At 45.5% G+C, this 22,839-nt stretch carries 19 protein-coding genes; 10 read left to right on the top strand and 9 right to left on the bottom strand.

Features of this window, described 5'->3' with window-relative positions; all coding sequences use genetic code 11:
• Positions 1-118: 118 nt before the first annotated feature.
• From QUB11_RS27175 to QUB11_RS27160, 4 genes are all read right to left on the bottom strand, one after another.
• The gene (locus tag QUB11_RS27175; RefSeq protein WP_333206864.1) at positions 119-304 is read right to left on the bottom strand and encodes an SMI1/KNR4 family protein; all 186 of its coding nucleotides are present in this window, start codon (positions 302-304) and stop codon (positions 119-121) included.
• Positions 305-459: 155 nt separating this feature from the next.
• Positions 460-2,787 (bottom strand): DNA phosphorothioation-associated putative methyltransferase, encoded by a 2,328-nt coding sequence (locus QUB11_RS27170; RefSeq protein ID WP_333206863.1) that lies wholly within the window; start codon positions 2,785-2,787, stop codon positions 460-462.
• A gap of 214 nt (positions 2,788-3,001) precedes the next feature.
• Entirely contained in the window at positions 3,002-6,415 is a 3,414-nt protein-coding gene (locus tag QUB11_RS27165; RefSeq protein WP_333206862.1) for a response regulator, read from the bottom strand.
• A 124-nt stretch (positions 6,416-6,539) separates the two neighbouring features.
• Entirely contained in the window at positions 6,540-6,971 is a 432-nt protein-coding gene (locus tag QUB11_RS27160) for a response regulator (RefSeq protein WP_333076249.1), read from the bottom strand.
• A gap of 399 nt (positions 6,972-7,370) precedes the next feature.
• Between QUB11_RS27160 and purC the strand changes: the two genes are divergently transcribed.
• The 8 genes from purC (at position 7,371) to QUB11_RS27120 (ending at position 16,437) form a co-directional block, all read left to right on the top strand.
• On the top strand, positions 7,371-8,099 hold the full coding sequence (gene purC / locus QUB11_RS27155; protein ID WP_333206861.1) for a phosphoribosylaminoimidazolesuccinocarboxamide synthase: 729 nt from the start codon (positions 7,371-7,373) through the stop codon (positions 8,097-8,099).
• A gap of 185 nt (positions 8,100-8,284) precedes the next feature.
• A complete protein-coding gene (locus QUB11_RS27150; protein WP_333206860.1) occupies positions 8,285-10,663 on the top strand; it encodes a BamA/TamA family outer membrane protein in 2,379 nt (792 codons plus the stop codon).
• Between the two features lie 174 nt (positions 10,664-10,837).
• Positions 10,838-11,695 (top strand): UDP-3-O-acyl-N-acetylglucosamine deacetylase, encoded by an 858-nt coding sequence (gene lpxC, locus QUB11_RS27145; RefSeq protein WP_333206859.1) that lies wholly within the window; start codon positions 10,838-10,840, stop codon positions 11,693-11,695.
• An 86-nt stretch (positions 11,696-11,781) separates the two neighbouring features.
• On the top strand, positions 11,782-12,303 hold the full coding sequence (gene fabZ / locus QUB11_RS27140; protein WP_333206858.1) for a 3-hydroxyacyl-ACP dehydratase FabZ: 522 nt from the start codon (positions 11,782-11,784) through the stop codon (positions 12,301-12,303).
• 114 nt (positions 12,304-12,417) lie between these two features.
• Positions 12,418-13,212 (top strand): acyl-ACP--UDP-N-acetylglucosamine O-acyltransferase, encoded by a 795-nt coding sequence (lpxA, locus tag QUB11_RS27135; protein ID WP_333206857.1) that lies wholly within the window; start codon positions 12,418-12,420, stop codon positions 13,210-13,212.
• Positions 13,213-13,253: 41 nt separating this feature from the next.
• Entirely contained in the window at positions 13,254-13,856 is a 603-nt protein-coding gene (locus tag QUB11_RS27130) for a Uma2 family endonuclease (protein WP_333206856.1), read from the top strand.
• A 9-nt stretch (positions 13,857-13,865) separates the two neighbouring features.
• A complete protein-coding gene (gene lpxB, locus QUB11_RS27125; RefSeq protein WP_333206855.1) occupies positions 13,866-15,038 on the top strand; it encodes a lipid-A-disaccharide synthase in 1,173 nt (390 codons plus the stop codon).
• A gap of 136 nt (positions 15,039-15,174) precedes the next feature.
• Complete coding sequence (locus QUB11_RS27120; protein WP_333206854.1) at positions 15,175-16,437, top strand: DNA cytosine methyltransferase; 1,263 nt, start codon at positions 15,175-15,177, stop codon at positions 16,435-16,437.
• Positions 16,438-16,440: 3 nt separating this feature from the next.
• Here the strand turns inward: QUB11_RS27120 and QUB11_RS31375 are convergent, their stop codons facing one another.
• Positions 16,441-16,650 (bottom strand): chemotaxis protein CheW, encoded by a 210-nt coding sequence (locus QUB11_RS31375; RefSeq protein ID WP_445300802.1) that lies wholly within the window; start codon positions 16,648-16,650, stop codon positions 16,441-16,443.
• Positions 16,651-16,816: 166 nt separating this feature from the next.
• Between QUB11_RS31375 and QUB11_RS27115 the strand changes: the two genes are divergently transcribed.
• Both QUB11_RS27115 and QUB11_RS27110 read left to right on the top strand, forming a co-directional pair.
• Entirely contained in the window at positions 16,817-17,161 is a 345-nt protein-coding gene (locus tag QUB11_RS27115; protein ID WP_333206853.1) for a BON domain-containing protein, read from the top strand.
• A gap of 243 nt (positions 17,162-17,404) precedes the next feature.
• Positions 17,405-17,776 carry a DUF4278 domain-containing protein gene (locus tag QUB11_RS27110; RefSeq protein WP_333206852.1) on the top strand — a complete coding sequence of 124 codons (372 nt, stop codon included), beginning with the start codon at positions 17,405-17,407 and terminating at the stop codon, positions 17,774-17,776.
• 125 nt (positions 17,777-17,901) lie between these two features.
• Here QUB11_RS27110 and QUB11_RS27105 read toward each other — a convergent pair whose 3' ends face one another.
• From QUB11_RS27105 to QUB11_RS27090, 4 genes are all read right to left on the bottom strand, one after another.
• Positions 17,902-18,657, bottom strand: coding sequence for a hypothetical protein (locus QUB11_RS27105; protein ID WP_333392089.1), 756 nt, complete (start codon positions 18,655-18,657; stop codon positions 17,902-17,904).
• Position 18,658: 1 nt separating this feature from the next.
• On the bottom strand, positions 18,659-19,804 hold the full coding sequence (locus QUB11_RS27100; protein ID WP_333206850.1) for an AAA family ATPase: 1,146 nt from the start codon (positions 19,802-19,804) through the stop codon (positions 18,659-18,661).
• A gap of 230 nt (positions 19,805-20,034) precedes the next feature.
• Positions 20,035-21,216 (bottom strand): RtcB family protein, encoded by a 1,182-nt coding sequence (locus QUB11_RS27095; RefSeq protein WP_333206849.1) that lies wholly within the window; start codon positions 21,214-21,216, stop codon positions 20,035-20,037.
• Positions 21,217-21,667: 451 nt separating this feature from the next.
• Positions 21,668-22,672 (bottom strand): hypothetical protein, encoded by a 1,005-nt coding sequence (locus QUB11_RS27090; RefSeq protein ID WP_333206848.1) that lies wholly within the window; start codon positions 22,670-22,672, stop codon positions 21,668-21,670.
• Positions 22,673-22,839 lie beyond the last annotated feature (167 nt).

Here is a 22,839-nt window from a genome sequence, read left to right as displayed (position 1 = left end):
AGTCATGCCTGAGTCTGGCAGAAGGGACTTGCACCCTTATCAGACCGAGAGTTCAGCCTTGTGGCTGGAAACGTTATTTACGGACTGATTACCGTGATTCACGTTTCAACGAATCGCACTAAGATTCTTCATCCTGACCGTTATGCACGCGGTAAGACAGCTTGAAATCTTCGGGAAACTCTACACCAAAGAATGCTTCTGCCCGATAAATCTCCTCATCAGTAGCGCCAGGTCTGAGAGTTTTCAGCACTTGAGGTGCATTGGCTGCCAGCCAATTATCAATTCTTTCCCAAATTATTTTCATGAGAAAACTTCCGAAGCTGGAAACTCAGTCTATGCGAGAGTTCAGAGGAGAGCGAGATAGCGGTCTTAACCGCCTAAAATTAAAGCGGGTTGCTGACTCTCTTTGCCTGCTACTTTTTATCGACTCTAACGATCGCTCCGGTGATTATAGCAATTCTAACCACGCTCAACTGCTTCAATCTGAACCTTTTGTCCATCTTCTTTTCCCTCCTCTGCGTCCTCTGCGGTTCGTTCACTCTTTCCTGCATTAACCTCAATTTTTCGCGCCTGACGTTCCGACGCCGCTTTTTGTAGCATTTTTAATTTTTCGGGGTCAGCATTCGATCGCCAAAACAACTTATGATCCTTAATTTTAACGCAATTTTCCTCCAAACACTTCATCCATTCCCGATGTTTCTTAACTACGCCACGATCGAGAATACCTAACTTTTCTTCTTGGCGGGTGAGTTTCGCAAACTTGTCATAATGCGGATAACTCTCAGTAACAAAAGCTTCTTTTCTCACTAAAATTGGCGGATTGTACACATCAGAATAGTCTTGATAGCTCACAGAAAGGTCGCGCAAATCTATGTGCATAGAAGTGTGAAGGGCTGGATGCGGGTTAGTGTCAAAATCGGGATAAAATAGATAGGAAATCTGAGGTCTGCGAGCGTAAAATTTGATGATTGTCGCGCCGTCTAGTCTGCCAATTGTGCGGTTGGCGCAGCCTTCGTAGAGCCTGAGCAAAGGGTCTAGTTCTTCTAATGCAGAGACGTGAACTGAAAGAGTACCGGGCTGTTTGTAGCCGATCGCACTATCTTCGCAGCAATCCGCCACAATATCAGGTTTGCTCAGACTGTATAGCATTAAATCTGCCAAAGTGCAAGCTTTTTGATAATTGTCAAACAAACCTTTGATGTCGTTGCGGATTTGAGCTGGGAGTCGGCGCATTGAAGGTCTATCGCCCAAACCGTTCAGAGCCAGATACACCAGCAAATCTTGGCGGCGCTTGTCGGCGATTTTCTCCCAATCATCCGCATCCGTTGCTTGCAAAATCACCCTCCAAGCGCGATTAAAACTGTGAAATTCCTCCTTAATCGCCGATTCTTCCGCTAGTTCGCCTTTAACAGGAAGGCGGCCCCGATCGCTCACAAAAGCCATCAAAGGAGCCAACATTTCCGCATAATCCTCAAACCGCTTAACTTGCGATCGCACTCTGGGAGTTGATAAGTGCGATCGAAACCGAGAAGCACGAAAACTTTCACCCTCCGCTGCATCCCGAAACACAAAATAGATTCCCAAAGCCACAGGAATTGCATCAACATTCAAAACTTGGTCAATATAAACCTTCAACTCTTCCTGTTCGTAATACTTCTGAAAAGTATTCCGAGAAGTAATCACCCCATCCCCATAAGCAATTTGGCCTCGTTCGCTATCATCAATCAAAACTTGAGCCGCTACAACTAATAAACTCTTAGTTAATTCCCAAGCACTTAGCAAAGCTTCTCGGCGTTCCGCCAAAGATTCAATTACATTAATCACATAACCAATATTCACAATATCCGCACACATTCGCGGAGTATCCGGCTGATAGTATGGGTCCCAACCAGAAATAGCATAACCCTCTTGTGCAATATATTTAACATCCCCGCCGTAACCGCAACCGTAGTCAAAAAAAGTCGCGCCGTCCTTCGCTAAATCAGCTTCTAAAACCAGACGCAGGGGTTTAGAAAGAGAGTGGCGCACCATTGCAGCTTTGTGTCGCTCGATCTTAGGAATTGATAGCTCACTATTCTCCTGTTTCAAACGCTCGACAACAGTATGATCTTGAATTTCTACACCGCAATATCCCAAATATTTGAGCCAACCATTGCGAGTGCCGATAACGCTAGTATTGTCAAGCAGTCCCCACTTTTCCTCGCAGCGAGTCAGCCTCGCAAACTTTTCGTAATTGGGATAATCCGCCGCTACAAAAGTTTCCTTACGGTGCAAAACAGGGGGATTTTCGCTGTTGCTGTAATCGAAATATTTAACTTCCCCTGTTGCTAGATTAATTTGGATGCTGGTTTGCAAAGCAGGATGAGCATCTGTATCGAAATCAGGGTAAAAAAGATAAGAGATTTTAGGTTGATGGAGTGAAACTTTAACTAAAGTTGCTTCATCAATATTTTCGAGAGTGCGTCTGGCACAATTTTCGTAGATTCCGAGGACAGGATTGAGTGTCGCCAAAGCCGAAACGTGAACGTAAAAAGCCGTGGGTAATTTTTTTCCCACCTTGCTTTCCCGACAGCAGCGAGCCACTTTTGCTAGGAGATTGTCAGCACATAAATTATTGATTTCATCGGGCTGGTACGGCACAGCATTTACAGAAGTTTGCTCAGAGATAGCCTCGTTTTCATACAATAAAACTTCTCTAGCAAATGTCATCAAAGGCGTTAGAAGTTTTTCATCATTTTCTAATGAATCGCTATCTAAAATAGTGTTTGTACTGGTATCGTAATTCATAGCTAAATTAATTATTTTTTAAATTAACCGCAGAGAACGCAGAGGACACGGAGTGAAGAAAGAAACAAACAAAATTCCCCTCTTATAATTTTTATATTAAGGATGCAGCCTCCGTACCGTACCGCTTTATTTCTTAGTCTCAAGCGAGAGAAACTTCGTTTTTGTACTGGCGATTTTAATCGCCGACTAATATCGACTCCGAGCGAGTAATATCTTAACCAAACATTCGAGTTTCCACAAATTCTTGAACCCGGACTAAATGACTGGACAAACTCACTAATATGTTCTCAATCCTCTCCATATTTAACAATTCCACCTCTGGTGGTTCAGATTGAAAGCCTCGCGCTTGATGCTCCAATTGTGCGGCCAAATCCGACATTAGAGCAACTCCCACATTAGCAGAAGTTCCCTTGAGACGGTGTGCTTGATATTCCACAGCTTGCCAATCTTTAGCTTCTACAGCTATTTTGGCAGCAGCCATATCAGCTTGGGCGTCTGCCACAAAAGCTTGCAAAAGTCGCTCTGGCAATTTAATATTAACTCGTCCGAGTTGCTCCAATCTGCTCTTGTCGAACAGTCCGTCGTAGTCTCTATGTTCCCAAGTTTGAAGTGCGATCGCCCTTGGTGCCGGCCCAGCCACAACCTGCGCTTTTTCCACAACTTCTGTATAATTTGTTGCTAATTGAGATTTGTTGTCCGAATTAATACTTTTAACTCCATACTTATTTTCACCCTGAACATTTAGGGCTTCATACTTTTTCAGGGCCGCCGCCAAAGCATCTAAATCTACAGGTTTGCTGAGATAATCGTCCATCCCCGCCGCCAGACACTTTTCTCGTTCCCCCGGCATAGCATGAGCAGTTAAAGCCATCACAAAAGTATGCCGATCGCTTCCTTCGATTTGCCTCAACTTTTGCGCCGTTTTGTAACCGTCAAGTACCGGCATTTGACAGTCCATCAGCACTAAATCATAGCTTTTTTTTGCCAGCAAATCCAGCGCTTCTTGACCGTTCACCACGCAGTCAGCCTGATAGCCTAAAACTGCCAACTGTTCGACAATAACTTGTTGATTAATCGGGTGGTCTTCCGCCAGCAAAATTCTCAGCGATGATGGCGAATTGGGAGTAACATATTGAGAATTAACTGCTGGCAACTTGCAAGTATTAGCAGCCTCCAATCTCCCAAAATCTCCTGTTCCCTTCACCGGCGCCATTGCCTCAAGCAGGCGACTTGGCCGCACCGGCTCGATCAAATATCCGTTAAAACCATGACTGCAAAGCGATTCAGCCTTCGGCTGTTCCCGCAAAGCAGTCATGGCGATTAACGAGCCAACTGTCGAGGTCGATCGCACTTTCCTAGCAAATTCTTCCGCATCCAACTCCGGCATTTGCAAGTCCACAAGCACCACATCCCAGCTTTTTTCCCCCTCCCCCGAATTCTGAGAAATCCCGCGCTGGGCATTTTTCACCCAACTCAAAGCCTCAGCAACAGTTTCTGCCTCATCGCAGCGGGCCCCCCAACTTTGAGCGAGCGATCGCACCGCTGCCCTCCTCAAAGCGCTTCCAGAGACTACTAACAGCTTCTTGCCCACAAGTTCGGGATCATGAGGCTCAACTGGCAACTGTTTTTCCAAAGGTACAGTAAACCAAAAAGTAGCACCGCTGCCTAGCAAACTGCGAACTCCAATGTCCCCTCCCATCATCTCCACTAATTGCTTAGAAATAGCCAAACCCAAACCCGTCCCCCCGTAAGGCCTAGTAGGAGAATCGTCTACCTGAGAAAAAGATTGGAACAGTTTTGTTTGCCCTTCGGCCGAAATTCCAATGCCAGTATCCCGCACCGAAAAGAGCAATCTTGCTTCTTGTCTACCCTCTGCCAGTCGGTTGCCCTGTTTCACCGTTACGTGAATTAGAACTTGACCGCGATCGGTAAATTTTATGGCATTACCCGTCAAATTAAGCAAAACTTGCTTCAATCTGCCTGCGTCGCCCACCAACTTTCTCGGCACCGAACTGTCAACTAAAATATGCAATTCAATACCTTTTTCTTCTGCCAAATGCGCTATAATTTCTATCACAGACTCAACGCAAATATCCAAATCAAAATTAGACTTTTCCAGCCTCATTTCTCCCGCTTCAATCTTAGAGAAATCGAGGATATCATTAATAACATTTAGCAAATGTTCAGCACTGCGGTAAATCGTCTGAGCACAGTCCCGCTGTTTCTGTTCCAGAGGAGCGCGCAGCAGCAATTGAGCCATTGCCAAAACCCCATTCATCGGAGTGCGAATTTCGTGACTCATGTTCGCCAAGAATTGCGACTTCACCCGGCTAGCTTCTAAGGCAGTTTCCCGCGCTTCCACCAACTCATTAATCTTGTCGGCAACCATCACAATTCCCCCGACTTTCTCGTCTGGATCGTACCAAGGGTGAGCAGCCCACCGCAGGTACAGAACAGATCCGTCGGCTCGTTCCCAGGCATCTTCGCTCACAGAAACTACCTGACCTTTGAGCGCTTGTTGATACATTACTTTCCAGCGATTCGGTGTATCTGGAAACAATTCGTAATGGCTAAAATTATTCAGAGACGGCAACTTTAAATTAAATTGACTAACCCATTTTTTAGAGTTAGCCATATAGCGCATTTGTGTATCAAACATCGCCATTGCTACAGGCACGCAAGTAATAATTTGTCTCAGTTGCTGCCGTTCCCTTTCCAGAGCATATTCCGCCTGTTTCCGCTCAGTAATGTCGCTAATCATGCCGGCCATTCGCAGCGGTTTTCCTTGGGAATTCCGCTGAGCTTTTCCCTGAGAAGTGCAGTAGCGGTAAACACCGTTCGAGTGTAGCAGCCGGAATTCTACATTATAGTCTATTTCTTGTTCCAAGTGAGCGGCGATCGCCGCGACGATTCCCTCCTTGTCATCGGGGTGCAGGCGGTTGTATAGAGCTTCCATAGTCCTGCCAAATTGGTTTCGCGACAAACCGATAATTTCCAAAAGGCGATCGTTCCAATAAACCTCATTTTTACTTAAATCCCAATCCCAAATTCCGTCGTTCACTCCCTCTAAAACTAACCTGTACCGTTCCTCACTTTCCTTGAGTTTTTGACTGGTATGAAACGCCTGATATTCGGCGCGATAAACGCGCATGGCATTGTACAAACTGCGAGATAAACTATCGGAAGAAAGCTTATTTTTAGCGATATAATCCGAAGCTCCTGCCTTCATCAATTCTACAGCAATTTGTTCGTCGCCTTGACCTGTTAGCACAATTAAGGGAACTTTCAGCCCAGCTTCTCGTAGATTTTTTACCAAACTCAGCCCGTCTCCGTCCGGCAATCCGTAGTCGAGCAATACGCAGTCAAATTTGCACTCAAATATTTGATTTAATAGCAGCCCCTTTTCTTTATGATCAACCTCGCTTAAAGGTTGAGATTTATTGTGTTTGGAGAGTTTTGCGGTAGCCTGAGTAGAATTTTTGCTGACCGAGAGTTGGGCCAGGGCATCCGCGCAGTCTTCTGCTTCAGTAACTTCTGCCGAAACACCAGCGGACTTGAGCAAGCGTTTGATCGCCATGCGATCGACTGCATCGTCATCAACTATCAGAATTGTGAGAATTTTGTCCATAAGAACCGAATTGTGGATTACTCCGAAAAAGCTGAGGCCTACAACAAAAAGTAATTAAAATAAATGCACAACTGAAAAATCACCAAAGCCACCTTGAAACTTTTCCTGTTAAATTTTCTCTTATTTAGGGAATTTCGCTCAGCATCCAGTATCTGTTTAGGGTAGCCATCACTTCCACAAAGTTAGAAAAAGTCACAGGTTTAAGAATATAGCCCGCTACATTCAAATTATAAGCTTTTACTTTATCTCTATCTTCATTAGAAGTTGTGAGGACGATTACCGGAATCGACCTCAAACATTCATCCAGTCGCAATTCTTGCAAAAACTCGATCCCGCTCATTCTCGGCATATTCAAGTCCAGCAAAATCAACCGGCGCGCTTGAGGCATTGGAGGATCTATTTTTCCTTCTCCACGCAATATAGCGAGAGCTTCTAATCCATTGGCAGCAATGTAGAGGGGGTTGACGATGTTATTTTTTTTGAAAGCTCGCCGGACGTTCATCACATCAACCTCATCATCTTCTACCAAGAGAATATGAATTTTTTTGTCTTGCATAAATCAGCCATTTTATAGATGTTTTTTAAGCGCCCGTCTCGTTGGCGAGGTTTAGTCAGCACGGATCGCGAACCCAGCAGGTTTAATCTCTATTGTCCTTTGTCAAGAATCATTTATGCCGGGGCCGATGACGGTATCTACTGGCAGGGGTACTCGCCCCTCATTCGATTTTAGATTTTAGATTTTAGATTTTGGATTGACCCCACGGATAAATGCGGGGGCTTGAGGATTTTAGATTTTAGATTTTGGATTGATTCCACGGATAAATCTGGGGGCTTGTACCCTCAAGAAATTCTTGGTCAGAGAATGAGCGGTGCAGCCGAGATCCAAAAACTCGCCAATAACACCCGATCGAGCTACTGTAAAATCTAAAATTCATCTACCTTATTATTAATCGCCATGTCAGCCGATCGCAAACTCTACGAAGGCAAAGCCAAAATCCTCTACTCCACCGAAGACAGCGAAATTTTGCTGACCCACTTCAAAGACGACGCCACAGCCTTTAACGCCCAGAAACGCGGCAGCATCGTCGGCAAAGGTGAAATCAACTGCGCCGTATCCGCCCACCTGTTTCGGATGCTACAAGCCAAAGGCATTCCCACCCACTTCATCGACACGCCGGCCCCCAACCAAATGCGAGTCTGTCGCGTCCAAATCTTGCCCTTGGAAGTCGTCGTCAGAAACATTGCCGCCGGCAGTATTTGCAAGCAAACCGGACTCGCCCTCGGCACAATAGTCAACCCGCCGCTGGTGGAGTTTTATTACAAAAACGACGATTTGGGAGACCCGCTGCTGACCCGCGACAGGCTGCTGCTAATGCAGCTAGCCACCCCCGAACAAGTAGACCAACTAGAAATCGCCGCCCGCGAAATTAACGAAATACTCAAAGAATTTTTCACCGAGTGCGGCATCACCCTGGTAGACTTCAAACTAGAATTCGGTATCGACCAACATCAAAATCTGATCCTCGCCGACGAAATCAGTCCCGACACCTGCCGCCTCTGGGACAACGCAGAAGCAGACCCCGACGCCCGTGTTATGGACAAAGACCGATTCCGCCGCGACTTAGGATCGGTAGAAACCGCTTACCAGCAAGTTCTCCAACGGGTTCTCGCTCAGAAAGTCTAGAGGCCTTGGTAATGCGCTAGAATTGCACAGTTTGTCACCCTTCTGTTTTCGATGTCAGCAATCAGCGGTCAACAGTCATCAATTAGCGGTCAGCGCGAAATTCCACCGACTTATATAACTAATGACTAATGACTAATGAATAATGACTAATGTGGTGTGTGGATTGCCCAAAAAAGTGAACAAAAATGCGTTTATCTGCTGTATTGGTGGCAGTTTTTACTGCCTCAGCAACATTCGGGTTATCAAATTCTGCTTCCGGCCAAACATCCTACTCTGAATCAGCAGAGGAAGCTTTGGCTGCCGTTGTACCCGCCCCGTCGATCGAATTACCCGATCGCCCCATTCCAGAATTAACCCAAAACCCTCCTCAAAACCGCAAAGCCGCTAAAACTAGCAAAGAGGAAGCCCTAACAATAGCGGAGGCCCCTGCCAGAGGAGAAGGCGAGGAACCCCCAAACCAAGTCACAGACCCGCCCTCCCCGGTTTCACCTCCGCTCCTTCAACTCCAACCCCAGCTAGCATCCAACCCCTCCCCCGCATCTAGCAGCCAAAACGCCCTGCCACAGGCACAACAGGACAGCTCGCTCCCCCCCAAGGAAGCGGCTGTAACGCCCGCCTGGATCGCAGCAGAGCTAGGGAAACCACAGGAATCAGGGACGATCGCTCAAAACGCCCAAGTTCCGACAATACCGGCCCCGACGGGACCGCCCGCTAACACCGTTCCCCCATTGTCCCCTGGCCGGGCACCGCAGCCGAGACAAACCCCCGCACCCGCAGGGGCGGCAGAACCGCAAGTGCTAGTTGCAGAAGTGACAGTCACCGGGGCGACGGAAGACTTGGAAACCGAAATTTACCGAGTCATCAGCACCCAACCAGGACGCACGACCAACCGCAGCCAACTGCAACAAGACATCAACGCCATTTTTGCCACAGGCTTTTTCAGAAATGTGCGGGCAGTACCGGAAGACACCCCGTTGGGCGTCCGGGTGACTTTTATTGTCCAGCCAAATCCGGTGCTGCGGGGAGTGACAATCACCGGTCAGCAAGTCCTGCCCCAAAGCGTAATTGACGAAAGCTTCCGCGATCAATACGGCAAAATTCTCAACCTCCGCCGCTTTGAAGAGGGAGTGAAAAAAATTAATGCGTGGTATCAAGAGAACGGCTATGTTTTGGGCCAAATCACTGATGCCCCGCAAGTAGCAGACGACGGCACTGTCACCCTGGTAGTGGCAGAAGGCCAGATCGAATCCGTTGATGTCCGCTTCCTGAACAAGGAGGGAGAGGCAACAGATGCCACCGGTCAGCCGATCGGAGGCAACACCCGTCAGTTTGTCATCACCCGCGAAGTAGAACTCAAGCCCGGAGACATCTTTAACCGCACCAAGGCGGAAAGAGATTTGAGACGGGTGTTTGGTTTGGGAATTTTTGAAGACGTGCGACTTGCCTTGGAACCGGGAACGACTGACCCCCGCAAAGCAAGGGTAATTGTCAACGTCATTGAGAAAAATACTGGTTCTCTAGCCGCGGGTGCGGGTTTGAGTTCCGCGACGGGTTTGTTCGGTACGCTGAGTTACCAGCAGCAAAACTTGAGAGGTAGGAACCAGAAATTGGGGGCTGAAGTACAAATCGGGGAACGCCAAAATCTGTTTGACTTGAGTTTTACAGATCCCTGGATTGCGGGCGATCCTTACCGGACTTCTTATACGATTAATGCGTTTAGAAGACGATCGATCAGCGTGATTTTTGACGGCGGCGAACGGGAAGTCAGATTACCCAACGAGGATCGACCCCGCATCAATCGCACCGGGGCCGGCATCAATTTCACCCGTCCTCTGTCGCGCAATCCTTTTGCCGATTCTGAGTGGACTGCTTCAGTCGGTTTGCAGTACCAGCGAGTCTCAATTACCGATCGCAAAGGCAGGCGCGAATCCGAGGACGAACTCGGCAACCTGTTGAGTTTTAGCGATTCGGGTTCGGATGACTTGACAACTTTGCAAGCAGGTGTTGTGCGCGATCGGCGCAACGACCCCCTCCGCCCCACTAGCGGTTCCCTGCTCAGATTTGGGATGGAACAATCGATTCCTGTAGGTTCCGGCAGCATCCTCTTAAACCGCCTGCGGGCCAGCTACAGCTTGTACCTACCAGTCAAGTACACTAACTTTACCGCCGGCCCTCAAACCCTGGCATTCAGTTTTAGGGGCGGCACCGTATTCGGAGATTTGCCTCCATACGAAGCCTTTGCCTTGGGCGGCGCCAACTCGGTGCGCGGATACGACGAAGGCGACATGGGAGCCGGGCGCAGCTTCCTAGAAGCCAGCGTTGAGTACCGTTTCCCGATTATTTCGTTTATCGGCGGAGCGCTATTTTTGGATGCTGGCACTGACTTGGGCACAGGCAAAGATGTCCCGGGCGACCCGGCAGGTATCCGCGAAAAGCCCGGTAGCGGTTACGGTTACGGCATCGGCGTGCGGGTTCAATCTCCTTTAGGGCCGATCCGCATCGATTACGGTATCAACGACACCGGCGACAATCAAATTCACTTTGGGATTGGTGAGCGATTCTAAGTTGGCAGTTGGCAGTTGGCAGTTGGCAGTTGACAGTTGACAGTTGGCAGTTGGCAGTTGGCAGTTGACAGTTGGCTTGACAATTGACAGTTGACAGTTGACAGTTGACTACTAACTACTGACTACTAACTAATGACTACTAACTAATGACTAATGACTAATGACTAATGACTAATGATTATTGAACGTACCCTAAAATCTGAATTTGAACTGTCGGGAATCGGTTTGCACAGCGGCGAACCAACTCGCGTCCGAGTTTTGCCTGCAGAGGTTGGGGAAGGCCGCTATTTTGTCAGAATTGACTTGCCCGGTGCTCCGATAATTCCTGCAAAAATTGAGGCAGTTTGTCAGACTGCACTTTCAACTGAACTGGCTGGTATCGATGCTCAAATTCGCACTGTAGAGCATCTATTAGCCGCTTTGGCGGGGATGGGAGCGGATAATGCTCGAATTGAGGTTGATGGGCCGGAAGTACCTCTGCTGGACGGTTCGGCTCTGGTTTGGGTAGAGGCGATCGCCCATACCGGCTTAGTTCCTCAAGAATCGAAGCAAGACCCCACTTCCTCCTTCGTCCTAGAAAATCCAATTTGGGTGCGTCACGGGGATGCTTTTGCAGCGGCTTTACCGTTAGCCGAAACTCGATTTAGTTACGGAATTGATTTTGAGGAACAGGCGATCGGCAATCAATGGTACAGTTGGTCGCCAGAAGCAGAAAGTTTTGCGACGGCGATCGCCCCAGCCCGCACTTTTGGACTTGCTCGCCAAGTTGACCAATTGCGACAAGCAGGTTTGATCAAAGGTGGTACCCTAGAGAACGCCCTAGTTTGCGATCGATCCGGCTGGCTCAACCCGCCTTTGAGATTTGCCAACGAACCGGTGCGCCATAAAATCCTAGACTTAGTAGGCGACCTCAGTCTGCTCGGAACTTGGCCAAAAGCTCACTACTTGGCTTACAAAGCCAGTCACAACCTGCACGTCCAACTCGCCCAAGCCCTGAAATCGCAAGCTCTAGCTACCCTAGATAAAAGTTAGGAAAAAACAAGGTGATATTCTGTTAAGATTGCATCTTCCTTCTGACTTCTGCCTTCTGCAATACCACACTCAAAAGTCTTCAAGTAATGTCTACGCTGACTGAAGTTAACACCCTCAATACTGCTAATTCTGAATCCGTTCCCACCGAGAACGGTGATGATTCTCCAGCGGTTAAATCTACTTTTACTCTCGAAGAAGTTCAGAAATTATTGCCTCATCGCTATCCTTTTGCACTGGTTGACAAGATTGTTGCTTACGTGCCGTCGGAGAAGGCTGTAGGAATTAAAAATGTGACTTTCAACGAACCGCATTTTCAAGGGCATTTCCCCGGACGGCCGATTATGCCTGGAGTATTAATTGTCGAAGCGATGGCTCAAGTTGGCGGTATTGTTCTGGCTCAGTTGCCTGACATCAAGCAAGGATTGTGGATGTTTACCGGAATTGATCAAGTCAAGTTCCGTCGTCAGGTTGTACCGGGCGATCAGTTGCTAATGACTGTAGAATTGCTGTGGGTAAAACGCCGCCGCTTCGCAAAAATGCAGGCTCTGGCTGAAGTAGATGGACAAAAAGTTTGTGAAGGGGAATTGACGTTTTCGATGGTAGATTAAATTGGGGAATTGGTAACGGGTAATTGGTAATTTATAACTAAGAACAGCCAACAGACAACAGCCAACAGTCAACAGACAACGGACAACAGCCAACTGACAACTGACAACTGAAAAATGCTTACTTTGATTCACCCAACTGCTGTGATTCATCCCCGCGCTGAACTTCACCCGACTGTAGAAGTGGGAGCTTATGCTGTAATTGGGGAAAGAGTGAAAATCGGGCCGGAGACTAAGATTGGCGCTCATGCAATTATCGACGGGCTAACAGAAATAGGCGCTCGCAATCAAATTTTCCCCGGTGCGGCGATTGGTTTGGAACCTCAAGATTTGAAATACGAGGGTTCTCTGACTAGGGTGAAAATTGGCGACAACAATCTCATTCGGGAATACGTGACAATTAACCGCGCTACTGGAGCCGGAGAAAGCACGACTATTGGCAATCATAATCTATTGATGGCTTATGTTCATGTGGGACACAATTGCGCGATCGCCGATCGAGTAATTATCGCCAATGCTGTAGCCTTAGCCGGACACGTTAAAATCGAGTCTCAAGCCCGATTGAGCGGTGTTTTGGGCGTTCACCAGTTTGTCCACATCGGCCGCTTGTCTATGGTGGGCGGCTTGAGCAGGATCGATCGAGACGTACCTCCTTATATGCTAGTCGAGGGGAATCCTTCGAGAGTGCGAGCAATCAACAAAATAGGCCTCGAACGCGCCGGTTTTACTGCAGAAGATTTGCTAGTTTTGAAGAAAACTTTTCGTATTTTATACCGTTCTGGCTACACTCTCGATCGAGCTTTGGAACAGTTGGATTTGTTGCCAGAAAACGCCCACTTGCAGCACCTGCGGAGATTTGTGCAGCAGTCTATAACCAAAGGGCGGCGCGGTTTGATTCCAGGCAAGAAGTGAATGAGGTAGAATAAACCTATGAACTAAGCGACTGTTGCCCTATGAATGTATATACTTCAGTCAAATCTACATACCCTGAAACAGAACAAGATGGCTGCATTAGGTTATCAGATGTTAGTTGGGAGCAATTTGAAGCGATAGAAGCAGCTTTTAAAGATGTCAGAGGTGTGAAATTTTTCTATCTCGATAAAATACTGCAAATTATGACTGTCTCGCCCGAACACGAAATAATCAAGAAAACTCTCTGTATGCTGCTAGAGGCATATATGAGAGCAAATGGGATTAGATTTTACGGCAAGGGCGGCCCGACTCTAGGTAACAGAGAATTAGGCGGTAGAAAAGAGCCGGATGATTCCTATGATATAGGAACCCAAAAAATAGTCCCAGATATTGCTATTGAAGTGGTAATTACCAGTGGCGGGATAAATACTCTAGAGTTCTACAAAAGATTGGGAGTTCGGGAAGTCTGGTTTTGGCAAAATAGTCAGTTATCTCTCTATTACTTAACAGGTGAAAATTATGAGCAGATTTCCCGGAGTACATTCCTTCCCGCTCTGGACTTAGAATTACTGCTACGCTGTGCTAAGGAGCCCGATCAATATGATGCTGTTACCGAGTTATTAGCCAACATCTCACCTGTATAAATTCACAATATGAAAATTTTTATCAGCACTGGTGAGGTTTCGGGCGATTTGCAAGGAGCTTTGTTAGTTGCAGCCTTAAAACGTCACGCTGTCGCGGCTGGTTTGGAGTTAGAAATAACAGGATTGGGCGGCCCTCGTATGGCGGAAGCTGGGGCTACTATTTTAGGCGATACTTTGGGCATTGGTTCTATGGGCCTTATAGAATCAGTGCCGTATATTTGGCCAACGATCCAAGTTCAGCAAAAAGCTAAACAATATCTCAAAAACTTCCGCCCCGATGCTGTTGTATTGATTGATTATTTGACTCCAAATCTCGGTATTGGCAGCTACATCCGCCGCTGTTTGCCTGATTTGCCGGTGGTTTGGTACATCGCACCTCAAGAATGGGTTTGGTCGATTTCTCCTCGCAATACTGATCTGATTGTCAATATTTGCGACCAACTTTTGGCAATTTTCCCCGAAGAAGCTTGTTATTATCAAAAAAAAGGAGCCGAAGTGAGTTGGGTTGGCCATCCTTTGGTGGATAGAATGCAATCTGCGCCCAGCCGGGAAGTTGCCCGCAAAACTTTGGGAATTGGGCCGGAACAGGTGTCGATCGCCCTAATTCCCGCTTCCAGACACCAAGAACTCAAGTACCTGATGCCGGTTATATTTGAGGCTGCTCAAATTATTCAAGCTAAATTGCCGGAAGTTCATTTTTGGATTCCGCTTGCTAATCAAGCTTTTCGCAGCAAAATCGAACAGGCGATCGAGAATTACGGTTTGCGGGCTACTTTGTTAGAAAATCAAACTCTGGAAATCTTGGCTGCTGCCGATCTGGCGATCGCTAAATCTGGTACTGTTAATCTGGAGCTAGCTTTGCTCGACGTTCCGCAAGTTGTCGCCTACCGCGTCAGTCCGATTACGGCGGTTATTGCTCGCCACGTGCTGAAATTTTCGATTCCTTTTATGTCTCCGCCCAATTTGGTGCAAATGAAGCCGATCGTCCCGGAGTTGCTGCAAGACGAGGCGACTGCGGAAAATATAGTGAATCACGCACTGGAATTGCTGCAAAATGCCGATCGACGCCAGCAAACTTTGGCAGGTTATCGGGAAATGCGCGAAAGTCTCGGAGATGTGGGTGTGTGCGATCGGGCTGCTGCAGAAATAATGAAAAATGTCAAATTAAATACAGCTTATTAAAGCATTTTTTGTATTTAAAAGTTATGTATAAACCCGGTTCCTTTGTGGCTGACTGGTGGACAAACCCACGATTTATTACCAGAAAAGCGGTTGATTTCCTTAATTTCTATTAAAGCAACTTTGTTATTGAAATGTTATGCCAAGCAATCGGAAAAAGCGACCGATCGCTGTTGATTTATTTGCAGGTGCGGGCGGCATGACTCTGGGCTTTGAACAAGCAGGTTTTGATGTACTTGCATCAGTCGAAATTGACCCTATTCACTGCGCCACACACGAGTTTAATTTCCCGCTGTGTTCTATTCTGTGCAAAGATGTCACACAGCTTACGGGATCGGAAATTCGGAAAAAATCGGCGATCGGGCGGCGCGAGATAGACGTAGTAATCAGCGGTTCGCCCTGTCAAGGATTCTCCATGATGGGCAAGCGCGATGTGGACGACCCACGAAATTCTCTAATTTTTCACTTTCAGCGCTTAGTTTTGGAGCTAAAACCCAAGTTCTTTGTAATGGAAAATGTGCCGGGAATTGCATCAGGAGAACACAAAGAACTCCTGAATGTTTTAATTAGCTCTTTTCTGAAATGTGGCTATAAAGTAGAAGAAAATTATCAAGTTCTCAACGCCGTTAACTATGGAGTGCCACAAGCTCGCAAACGATTGTTTTTGATTGGGTGCAAAGAAGGTTATGAGCTACCAAAATACCCTCAGCAAACTACTATACTGCCCAAAATTAAAATTCCTAAACGCTATAAAAAAATTAATTTACCTGCTGTCCCGACAGTTTGGGATGCGATTGGAGATTTGCCGGATGTGGAAAAGTACAGCGAGTTGCTGCACCGAGATTGGGTCAGGGCGGAGTACGGAAAGTGCAGCACTTATGCGAGTATAATGCGCGGAATTGATGGTTTGGATGATGATTATTCCTACGATCGCGAGTACGATCGACAAATCCTCTCTTGTAGTTTACGAACTAAACATTCTCAGGAATGTATGGAAAGGTTTCAGGCGGCAAAACACGGCGAAAAAGAGCCGATCAGCCGTTTTTACAAGCTTCACCCCGACGGAGTTTGCAACACTCTCAGGGCCGGAACCGACAGGGCGAGGGGGGCTTATACTTCGCCGAGGCCGATTCACCCGATCGCCCCTCGGTGCATTACAGTCAGAGAAGCTGCGCGACTGCATTCCTATCCTGACTGGTTTAGATTTCACGTCACAAAATGGCACGGTTTTCGCCAAGTCGGAAATTCTGTACCGCCGCTATTGGCGAAAGCTGTCGCAGCGCAGATTATTAGCGCTTTGGGCGTGGAAGCAATTAAGCCGAGTCTCAAACTAACCTGGGGAGATGATTCGTTGCTTAAACTGAATTGGTCAGAAGCAGAACAATATTATATCAAAAGTTAAGAATTAGATTGACAGCGTATATGCAGGGCTACCCCCAATTAAGCGCGGGTTTAGCGTCGCCTGTATCAGTGAACACAGTTCGATGACCAGCACGAGATGTCCCCAGTAGTTAAACAAACCGGGAATGTATTCCGGCGCGCTGTGCAGTTTTTTCAAGGTAAAAGTGGGAACTATTTCGACTACTGATCTGCAATCCAAGGCGTAGCCTCCCATACATAAAATAGCCAAATAAACATCTGGATATCAGAGGAGATTTGAGATCGTGAAAGTGTGCCGGAAAACATTTTGATAAATTTCGCTGAGTTTTGCAACAATTAGGAGTCTTTTGGAATTCTAGAGCTATTGTGTAAAAAGTGTATTTTCAGGAGACTCAAATACTATGGGTTGGTTTAAAAGACTGTTCGGACTCGAAAAGCCTGAAGCCCCGGCTGAACCGATGGCACAAGTAGTACAGCAAGCAGCACAAGCGCAATCCATCGCTCCTGCTAAAGTCGGCCCAGACGGAAATTTTGACGAAAGCGGCCTCGCGAAGAGGGTGGCTTTAGCTTTTGACAGCGATCCAGAAGTTGCTGATATCGAGACTGTTTATGTGGCTCAGCTCAGCAGCACGGTTGTTCTCAAAGGTCAAGTTCCCAGTCAGGAAATTCTCGACAAGTTGGTGGCGATCGCCTCTGCTGAAGAAGGCGCAACAAACGTGCAAACCGATCAGGTGACAGTTGGCTAGTTCTGCGGAACCGAAGCAGTTTCGCTCCGGGTGCTGCTCGAATTAGTCAAAAACTCGATTAAACCCGCTGCGGCGGGTTTTTTCTTGCCGTCTCCCCCCTCCAAATATTAATTTTTGTAAATAGAACCGATTCATCTCAAAAAACCGTATAATTGAATACAGAAACTAAAAAAGTTTTAGCCCAGAAAACCAACCCTGACCTGACTGCCCTTTTTATCTCCATAAATATAAGGATCAAAAAATATGAAACTCACTTATCGCGGTTCAAACTACGAGTACGACATTCCGACAGTTGATATGGTCGAAGGCGAAGTCGCGGGCAAATACCGGGGGCAAAACTGGAACTATCGGTATCCGAGACACATTCCCAACCCCAAAAAATACGGCGGCCCAAACTATACCAAAAAGCGAGATGCTCAATCGGGCGATCGGGATGTCGCAGCAGCTCGCGCCTCGGCGAGGGGGGAATATTACCCAACAGTTGTGGAAGTGGCGCAGGTGCACCAAGCGAATCTTTGCAATATTCTCGATCGTAGAAAGCAAGCAGCCAAAGCCAAGGGCGATGAAACACTGCTGCGCTTGCTAGAAATTGAGTCGAGACACATGGTGTGTTAGAGAAAAAGCTTCAGAAAACAAAGCGTTTGTAAAGAGGGGGGAAATCGAGTTAATCTCAATTTCCCCCTTTTGATGCTGTTTGTGCGATCGAATTCTCCTTTCCCCACAGCGCGCACGGCGATGTATTATTTATTTGGTTGCCCATTAATTTTCCTACAAAACTTTATAAATTCTTGAAAACTAAGTAAGTGATCAGAATTGGCCTCAATTCTCGCTATCAGTTGTTTAAGGTAATATTCTTCTTGTACTTCCATCGGTTTAGATTTACGGTAAGAAAAACTCTTGTTTGACGCAGAACTACGCTCTTTGAAAATTTCTCTAAGATAACCTTCATGAAACAGAGCTTTTGTTTTATATCCAAAAATATCCTTTGTATTTTCTTCATCTTGCACAAATTCACTAGCTAAGTCTTCGGGATTACTTTTGCTTACATCAAAATATTCGATGTATTGTGTCAAAGTTGGATTATTTTGTGGATGTCTGACAAAGAAATTCCTATTGCCTAAAAACCAAGTTTCAATACAAACTTTCTGGACAATAATTTCTAGTTGGCAATTTTCCGGTAATGCTTTAAAAGGTTTATCTTGTAATTCTAACTTAATTTGCTCATCAGCTTCCGCTTTTTTCTCTGCAACTGTAAAACGGTCTGCATCTGTAAATAGTACCAAGTAATTATATTTAGGAAAACCGTTAATATCTTGGATAGCATTAGCAGCAACTCTGTAGCAACTAGGAACGCCCATATCACTTACGTAATAATAGTTATTCTGATTTACAGCATCAAAACTATCCACTTCTGTCAAGTCTGGAAGAAGTACAGATAACCACTTTTTATAAACAATCGGTTCTGTCTTCCCTTCAAATACAAAATAGAAGTTCATACTATGATTGTTTTTCGAGAATTTTGGTTAATTGAATAAATGCGTCTTGTTTAGATTTACCCAAATGATAATCGGAGGCATTACAAATTCTAATATGTCCGCCCTGTCGAGTCACAATTTTCCAATATTCATACGGAATATTATTGATAATGTAAGGGTGATGGCTTGTTGCAATAAATTGTAAGGTTTTATTTTCGTGAATCAGGTCATCAGTCAAGATGTCAATACAATTTATCCCTAAACTATTTTCAAATTCATCAATCAATATTACCGAACCTTCATTTGCCAGAAACATTTCGGCTATATGAATAATTGTACGCAACATCCCCGAAGACATCCTATCTTCTCTAATCCATTTTGGTACAGATTTCTCTTTTATAGAAATACCAGGCTGAATTTTCCCAGCAATTGCTTTAGGCAAGATGTCAGTTTTAAAATGCTCAACTTTTAGATCTCCGATTTGTGGAAAAATGTCAATAAATCGTGACTTTATTTTTTCATAAATATCTAACTTGTTTTCATAAGTCAGATATAGTTTAGTTCTAATATCCTCATCACTATTGACTATGCTGTCTAAGGTTTTGTATTTATTTTTGAGCGATTGCAAAGATTGGTTTGAGTTTATAAAACGCCTACCGTTTATTGTATGATCGCGATATTCTATTTTATTTAGAGCATCAAAGGCTTCTTTAATCACACTTTCTTCTTTCAAAATATATATCATTGATTGATGCGAAGAAAGTTTAGGCATTGGGCTATTTTTAAACCTAATTTCTTCCAAATCTCGCTGAAGAATTAAAAGCTGATTGTTTGAGGTCAATCTTTCATAAATTAAAGAAGATTTTTCTCGCTCATCTTGTTTTTCTTTTTCATCATCCTCAAAACTTAGTTCATTTGTTTCAACAGTATCAAAACCACCTTCCCAAATAAATTCAGTACCGTTTACCGTAGAAAATCTGATTTTCCATTCAAACCCATTTATAGCTTTTCCATTTGCAATACGTCTTAAATCGATAATGGCACGCAGGATTTGGGTTTTGCCTGCACCTGATACGCCTACTAAAAGGGTTAAATTTGATGAAAACTTAATTTCATCAAAATCCCACTCCCAAAAATTATTTTTGAGTCTAAGTGAAATAATCTTCATAATTTAAAAGGGTTTTTATTGTTCATATGACCCAACGTATTTGCATTTTTGCAATCAAGTAATATTCGGGATAATTATAAGCTCTACGCTTTATTTATAAACCATTAAGAAGCCTTGTGTCAATACCGACTTTGGGAGACCCACTCCTGAAAAAGAAACCGGGTTTTTCACGAGCGTTCAAGGCTCAAATGCAGTAATTTCGTAAAAAACCCGGTTTCTGATTATCACCATCACCCCTTGACACAAACCACCTGCTTCAAAGTCGCCACAACTTCCACCAAATCCGACTGCTGACTCATCACCTCATCAATCGGCTTATAAGCCCCCGGAATTTCATCTAAAAATTGCTCATCTTTCCGGCACTCAACCCCCTCAGTCTGCCGCACAAAATCATCAAGAGTGAATACATTCTTTGCTTGAGTGCGAGACATCAAGCGCCCCGCACCGTGACTGCAACTACAGTAACTCTCAACATTTCCCTTCCCTTTAACAATAAAAGATTTCGCCCCCATCGAACCCGGAATAATCCCGTAATCCTCTACATCCGCGCGCACGGCACCCTTGCGAGTAACATACACATCTTCCCCAAAATGCACCTCTTTTTCCGCGTAATTGTGGTGGCAATTCACCTCTAATAACGGCTTAACAGATTTGCCGCCCGCGACGTGCTTTTCCACAATTCGCTTAAACCGATTCATCATTACATCGCGATTAAAACGAGCATAATCTTGCGCCCACTGCAAATCGTGCCAGTAAGCGGCAAACTCGCGCGTACCCGCTACAAAATAAGCCAAATCTTTGTCAGCCAGATTAATTTCTGCTAGTTTAGCTAAATCTTTAGCAGTCTCGATGTGCTGCTGTGCGAGCAAATTTCCAATGCCGCGAGAACCGGAATGCAGCATCAGCCAAACAAAGTTTTCAGTATCAACGCAAACCTCAATAAAATGATTACCGCCGCCGAGGGAACCCATTTGTTTTAAGGCTTTATTGTTTTGGTGCTGCACGCCTTGATGAAGTTCCTTAAACTCGCCCCATCCTTGCCAGTTGGTGACAGTTTTTTCTACTTCCTTGTTTTCCGCAAATCCCACGGGAATTGCGGCTTCGATATCGAGGCGAATTTGTTTGAGTTTGCCTTCTAATTTGTTGGCGGTGAAAGGCATTTTAATGGCAGCCATCCCGCAACCAAGATCAACGCCCACAGCAGCCGGAATAATCGCTTCTTTTGTGGCAATTACTGAACCGACTAAAGCACCTTTTCCTAAATGTACGTCGGGCATTAGTGCGACGTGTTTGAATACAAATGGCAAAGATGCTACGTTTGCGGTCATCTTGGTTTCTTTTTCGCCTAGGGCGTGATTTGCCCAAGATAATACTGGTTTTGGGGCTGATATGTCTAATTTTTCGTAGGGCATTTTTATTGAGATTTATTTTGCTGATTACTCTGTAGTATATATTGTAGTATAAATAATTTATGATGTCAAATTCACCTTACTGGCTGATTTTATTACGGTGCGTCAGCTTAACATCAAATGCAGCACCGATATTGTTTGTGAGTCCGACAGTCCGACAGGGAATGAATTCCCAGTCTCATAGCTAAAGTCCTCTAAAAGAGGACTGAAATCGATCGCACTTTCCGTCAAACTCTACAGTCGGTTTTAACCGACAGTCCGACAGGGAATGAATTCCCAGTCTCATAGCTAAAGTCCTCTGAAAGAGGACTAAAATCCCTCGCACTTCCCGTCAAAATCTACAGTCGGTTTTAACCGACTTTCGCTATGAGGCAGGGGTTGAAACCCCTGCCGGACTGCGGGAAAGCGAGTCAAAAGCTAACACGGCACAAGAAGCGTCCTGTATTGGAAATCCTTAAGAAATGCCTAAAGATTGAATTAATAATTTACTGTACGGTGCGGATTCTTGTACCTTCGCCAGCGAACCAAACAACTCTTTTCCCCCGAAGATAACTAATGTCTTCTGTTTAGAGTCAGGTTGTTGACTCAGGACTTGTGAGTGAACGGACAGAATGCTATCTGAATCAAATCGATAAAAACAGTCCAAGTCGCTGCAAAGCCCTTCTTCAACATCCTTGAGAGTAGGGTAAAGTTCTTTACACGAGCGCGGTTCATGACCGCTTAAAATCAGTTCATCTGATATCTCCATTTTTTTAAGATCGATTAAATACATTCTTCCTTGAACCGTGTCAATTAGAAGGCGATCGTCTGATAGGTAGCACATAGAGTACCTAAACCAGTCATCCGAATCAGGACAAGGGCATTCGCATATTCCAAGTAGATTGCAGTCAGGAAAACTGAATCGGCTGATTTGTCGATCGTAATTATTTATAACCACAAATTCGCCACCAGCAGGATGAAATTCTGGAGGCGCTGTGTCATAGAGACAGGGAACCTCGACGGCATGAATTCTCGTACCATCATCATAAAGGCAGTAGATTTGCTGTCCGTGCTGACCGGCAGCAGCATAAAGAGCTAAAATGTGATTTTCTGGGTGCGGGTGAAACGAGAAAGAACTGCCGGCGCCAAGAGGGTCTTTGAGCAAAAGTTGTCGCTGGATTTGCCACGAACTGGTATCGCGAATTTGAATCTCGACTTGCTTCATTTCAATTAATTTCATGCACCAAAAACGCACGCCGTCTGCATCAAACCAGCAGTCCTGAAATCCATTCTTGTTATGCAAATGTGAAACTTTAACAGGAGGGTTAGGTAGCTGTTCTTCAAAAACTAGCTGGTTTTCTGCTGTCAAAATTGCTAAGTGATTGCCATTGGCCATAATTGCTGCCAGCAAATCGCCTTTGGGACTGATGGCTAAACAGCTAATTGCATCGGGAAGCTGGTATTCGTATTTTGGCGACAAGTTGCGCTCGACTAAAGTGACTTTTTTGCGATCGCCACTGACGATAGTCGCCCACTCGGAATTAATGGGTTGATTTATGTAGGAAAACGACTAGTACAGCTCGGCGTAAGTAGACAGACTATATTTGTGGTAGAATGACATAGTTAGTTTAGACCAGTTTCGGTAGG

This window comes from Microcoleus sp. B6-A1 (assembly GCF_036705085.1).
Classification (GTDB): Bacteria; Cyanobacteriota; Cyanobacteriia; order Cyanobacteriales; family Microcoleaceae; genus Microcoleus.
The sequence above is the reverse complement of the archived record's forward strand: the minus strand, read 5'-3'. Positions and strand labels throughout refer to the sequence as shown.

Coding starts and splice junctions, on each gene's coding strand:
- lpxA (WP_333206857.1), top strand. CDS start 12,418: ATGCTTACTTTGATTCACCCAACTGCTGTGATTCATCCCCGCGCTGAA.
- QUB11_RS27120 (WP_333206854.1), top strand. CDS start 15,175: ATGCCAAGCAATCGGAAAAAGCGACCGATCGCTGTTGATTTATTTGCA.
- QUB11_RS27150 (WP_333206860.1), top strand. CDS start 8,285: ATGCGTTTATCTGCTGTATTGGTGGCAGTTTTTACTGCCTCAGCAACA.
- QUB11_RS27100 (WP_333206850.1), bottom strand. CDS start 19,804: ATGAAGATTATTTCACTTAGACTCAAAAATAATTTTTGGGAGTGGGAT.
- QUB11_RS27115 (WP_333206853.1), top strand. CDS start 16,817: ATGGGTTGGTTTAAAAGACTGTTCGGACTCGAAAAGCCTGAAGCCCCG.
- QUB11_RS27110 (WP_333206852.1), top strand. CDS start 17,405: ATGAAACTCACTTATCGCGGTTCAAACTACGAGTACGACATTCCGACA.
- QUB11_RS27165 (WP_333206862.1), bottom strand. CDS start 6,415: ATGGACAAAATTCTCACAATTCTGATAGTTGATGACGATGCAGTCGAT.
- QUB11_RS31375 (WP_445300802.1), bottom strand. CDS start 16,650: ATGGGAGGCTACGCCTTGGATTGCAGATCAGTAGTCGAAATAGTTCCC.
- QUB11_RS27175 (WP_333206864.1), bottom strand. CDS start 304: ATGAAAATAATTTGGGAAAGAATTGATAATTGGCTGGCAGCCAATGCA.
- QUB11_RS27095 (WP_333206849.1), bottom strand. CDS start 21,216: ATGCCCTACGAAAAATTAGACATATCAGCCCCAAAACCAGTATTATCT.
- QUB11_RS27105 (WP_333392089.1), bottom strand. CDS start 18,657: ATGAACTTCTATTTTGTATTTGAAGGGAAGACAGAACCGATTGTTTAT.
- purC (WP_333206861.1), top strand. CDS start 7,371: ATGTCAGCCGATCGCAAACTCTACGAAGGCAAAGCCAAAATCCTCTAC.
- QUB11_RS27130 (WP_333206856.1), top strand. CDS start 13,254: ATGAATGTATATACTTCAGTCAAATCTACATACCCTGAAACAGAACAA.
- QUB11_RS27160 (WP_333076249.1), bottom strand. CDS start 6,971: ATGCAAGACAAAAAAATTCATATTCTCTTGGTAGAAGATGATGAGGTT.
- fabZ (WP_333206858.1), top strand. CDS start 11,782: ATGTCTACGCTGACTGAAGTTAACACCCTCAATACTGCTAATTCTGAA.
- lpxB (WP_333206855.1), top strand. CDS start 13,866: ATGAAAATTTTTATCAGCACTGGTGAGGTTTCGGGCGATTTGCAAGGA.
- QUB11_RS27170 (WP_333206863.1), bottom strand. CDS start 2,787: ATGAATTACGATACCAGTACAAACACTATTTTAGATAGCGATTCATTA.
- lpxC (WP_333206859.1), top strand. CDS start 10,838: ATGATTATTGAACGTACCCTAAAATCTGAATTTGAACTGTCGGGAATC.